The organism is Ilumatobacter sp., assembly GCF_049588435.1.
GTDB lineage: Bacteria > Actinomycetota > Acidimicrobiia > Acidimicrobiales > Ilumatobacteraceae > Ilumatobacter_A.
This window is the reverse complement of sequence record NZ_JBAVYV010000226.1, coordinates 1-2,914: the sequence shown is the minus strand read 5'-3', so window position 1 is coordinate 2,914 and position 2,914 is coordinate 1. Positions and strand designations below refer to the sequence as shown.

The following is a 2,914-nucleotide window of genomic DNA, read 5'->3' as shown; positions in this document are numbered from 1 at the left end:
CATCGGCGCCGCCGAGCACGCGCACGCGCACGCTCCCATCAGTCGGATAGACCGCGCGGAGCACCGCCGCGTCGCCCGGCCACTTCAGCCGGTGGGGGCGGCTGTGGCGTCCGATGACGAGCCGATCGTCGAGTTCGGTCCCTCCCTCAGCCACATCCGCCAGTTCCTGCTCCGGGCGGCGCCACCAATCGACGTCGATGATCTCCATCCAGTCCGTGTCGGCCACATCGACGCCGTGCAAGGTCGCGCGGACTGTGGCGGTGACGGGCGCCCAGCTCGGACGGACACCGAGAGCCTCGACGATGTGGGAGTCCACCTGTTGCGGGTCGTAGTAGACCTCGGCCGCGTCCGCCGGCACCTGACCCACGGTGACGATGATCCTGTCGGTGTCCACCGGCAACGCTGCGCCGAGCGAAACCGCGAACACCATGGGGTGTTTGACGATCGTCAACGGAGCGCGTACCGCTTCGCCCGGAAGGACGAGATGGGCAACACCGTCGTCGAGCAGGCGGCGAAGGCCCGGGTGAATGACGCCAGCGGGCCCGAGGCGGGGGCTGGCGACGTGGAGCACGCCGACCTCGTATCCCGCGGCTCGAGCCGCACGCAACTCCTCGACGAGGCTGGTCGACGTACCACCCGAAAACCTGAGCTCGGCGATGACCAGCACGTCGAGCGTCGTCACCGCTGCATCGTCCTGCGCTGTACCGGGTTGCCGTGCCATCGACCCGCCACGCTACTCAGTCGCCGGATGCGCCCGGTGGTCGAGCAGCTGACGCCGGATCGGGACACCACGGCACATGTCCACCCTCGTGGGCCCACGGTAGGTTCTGGGCGATGGGTATGAACTCGATCGACGGAACCGTGCTCGTCACGGGCGGTGCCGGCTACATCGGATCCCACACCGTACGCAGTCTTCGCGAGGCCGGTCGCGAGGTCGTCGTGCTCGATTCACTCGAACTCGGGCGTCGCGAGGCGGTCATCGACGCTCCACTCGTCGTCGGTGACATCCACGACCGAGATCTCGTGACCTCGACATGCCATGAACACAACGTCACGCAGATGATTCACTTCGCTGCCTACAAGGCCGTCGGGGAGTCGATGGAGGTCCCCGCGAAGTATTGGAGGAACAACGTCGCCGGGAGCGTCGATCTGGTCGAAGCATGTCTCGCATCCGGTGTCCATGACATCGTCTTCTCGTCCTCCTGCTCGGTCAATGGCACACCTGCCGTCGTTCCCGTGACCGAGGACGCCCCGATCCACCCTGAGTCCGTCTACGCGGAATCGAAGGCGATGGTCGAACGAATCCTGTACTGGTACGGACAGACGAGCGGTCTGCGGTCGGTGAGCCTGCGCTACTTCAATGCCGCCGGCGCCAGCTTCGACGGGCGCATCGGCGAGGACTGGACCCACTCGCAGAACCTCGTCCCGCTTGCCATGAAGGCGCTGCTGCTGCGCGACCGCCGACTGAAGGTCTTCGGAGACGACTACGAGACTCCCGATGGAACGTGTATTCGCGACTACATCCACGTCGCCGACCTCGCCGATGCCCACGTCAAGGCGCTCGACTACCTCGGTCGTGGCGGCCGGACGGTGGCTCTGAACGTCGGTACGGGTGTCGGTTCATCGGTCCTCGACGTGTTGAAAGCAACCGCCGAGGTCGCTGGCGAGTCTGTTCCCTACGAAATCGCTCCGCGCCGCGCTGGAGACCCCGTCGCGACATTTGCCGATCCCGGGTTGGCCGAAACCCTGCTCGGGTGGCGGGCGGCGCACGGACTCCGTGAGATCGTCCAGACCGCGTACGCGTGGCACCGGAGCGAAGTTCGGCGCCACCGAGCCGGCTGACTTCGCCGCCACACCGCCCGATGCCTGCTTCCGGTGGTCGCCGATCACGGTTTCCACACATCTCACATCGGTTCAACCAACCCGAGCCCGGAGTGGCTGCACCACGACACGGGACTCTCTCCGAGCAGCTTCGGGCGATCAGACCGCGTCGAGGAGCGACAGCCACTGCGCAGCGCGGTGGTCCAGTGTGTGTTGAGCCAGCACGATTTCTCGCCCCGCCGCCGCCAGTCGACGCCGGAGAGGTGCATCCGAGAGAAGCACGCGAATCTGGCTCTCGAGCTCGTCGGCGGTGGAATAGGTGGGCACGGCATCACCGAAGATGGTGTCAAGTCCGGTGACGGCGACGACAACCGAGGCGGACCGATCGGCAGCGGGAAGATCTCGGTTCGCGATGTAGTCGTCGCGGACGAAAGCCGCTTCGGGGAACGCATCCCAATTCTTCCCGTACGCTTCTGAGCAGCTCCCAATGAATCCAAGCGCTGCAGCACACCTGGTGGTCCGAGAGCGAGAGACGAGACAGCGACCGGTGCGCCAGCGCAACGCGACGAGCCCCGCTGATCGCTGATTCGAGGTCGTCCTGCACGACCGCGACGTCGCCGAGCGTCACCCGCTCGTGGCCCCAGTGCCCGTGCACATGGGCGATGTCCTGAAGCCACATGTCGTCGCCGTACGACAAGACGACTGCCTCGCCGTCACCGATCCTGATCAGGCTGAAAGGGCGCTGTTCCGCGACCGCGGTACACAACCGTTCCAGGATATCGGAAGCGCCGAGGAGCGGGTAGCCAAGCACGGCTGTCTCTGCCACAGAGCACATCACAGGCGAGAACCACCCCGGCGATGATGTGCGCGCGCTGCGGCGGCGTCATGCGATTCAGATCGTCCCCGACGGCTCGTAGCCGAATGAAGGCATCAGGGCCGCACAGCGACGTTCCAACCGGGCCAGGTTCTCGACGCCGAAGAAGGCTTCCGGGGCGATCGATCGGTCGCCCAAAGGCTGGTACTGGCGATCCTGAAACTCGGAGATGTCGTTGACGACCGAGAAGCCGAGCTCGGTGGCCAGCCGCTCGATGAC

At 65.9% G+C, this 2,914-nt stretch carries 3 protein-coding genes and 2 pseudogenes; 1 reads left to right on the top strand and 4 read right to left on the bottom strand.

The genetic code is table 11. From position 1 onward, the window contains the following. Positions 1-721, bottom strand: a pseudogene (locus WBV89_RS08890) (hypothetical protein); the annotation flags it as partial. A gap of 113 nt (positions 722-834) precedes the next feature. Here WBV89_RS08890 and galE point away from each other — a divergent pair. Further along, entirely contained in the window at positions 835-1,842 is a 1,008-nt protein-coding gene (galE, locus tag WBV89_RS08885) for a UDP-glucose 4-epimerase GalE (RefSeq protein ID WP_423980978.1), read from the top strand. 138 nt (positions 1,843-1,980) lie between these two features. On the opposite strand, the gene WBV89_RS08880 is transcribed toward galE, so the two are convergent. The 3 genes and pseudogenes from WBV89_RS08880 to WBV89_RS08870 form a co-directional block, all read right to left on the bottom strand. Continuing rightward, on the bottom strand, positions 1,981-2,235 hold the full coding sequence (locus tag WBV89_RS08880) for a glycosyltransferase (RefSeq protein ID WP_423980979.1): 255 nt from the start codon (positions 2,233-2,235) through the stop codon (positions 1,981-1,983). Further along, positions 2,168-2,656 carry a hypothetical protein gene (locus WBV89_RS08875; protein WP_423980977.1) on the bottom strand — a complete coding sequence of 163 codons (489 nt, stop codon included), beginning with the start codon at positions 2,654-2,656 and terminating at the stop codon, positions 2,168-2,170. The genes WBV89_RS08880 and WBV89_RS08875 overlap by 68 nt, the downstream gene beginning before the upstream one ends. Before the next feature lie 57 nt (positions 2,657-2,713). Continuing rightward, positions 2,714-2,914: pseudogene (locus WBV89_RS08870) on the bottom strand (sulfotransferase); the annotation flags it as partial.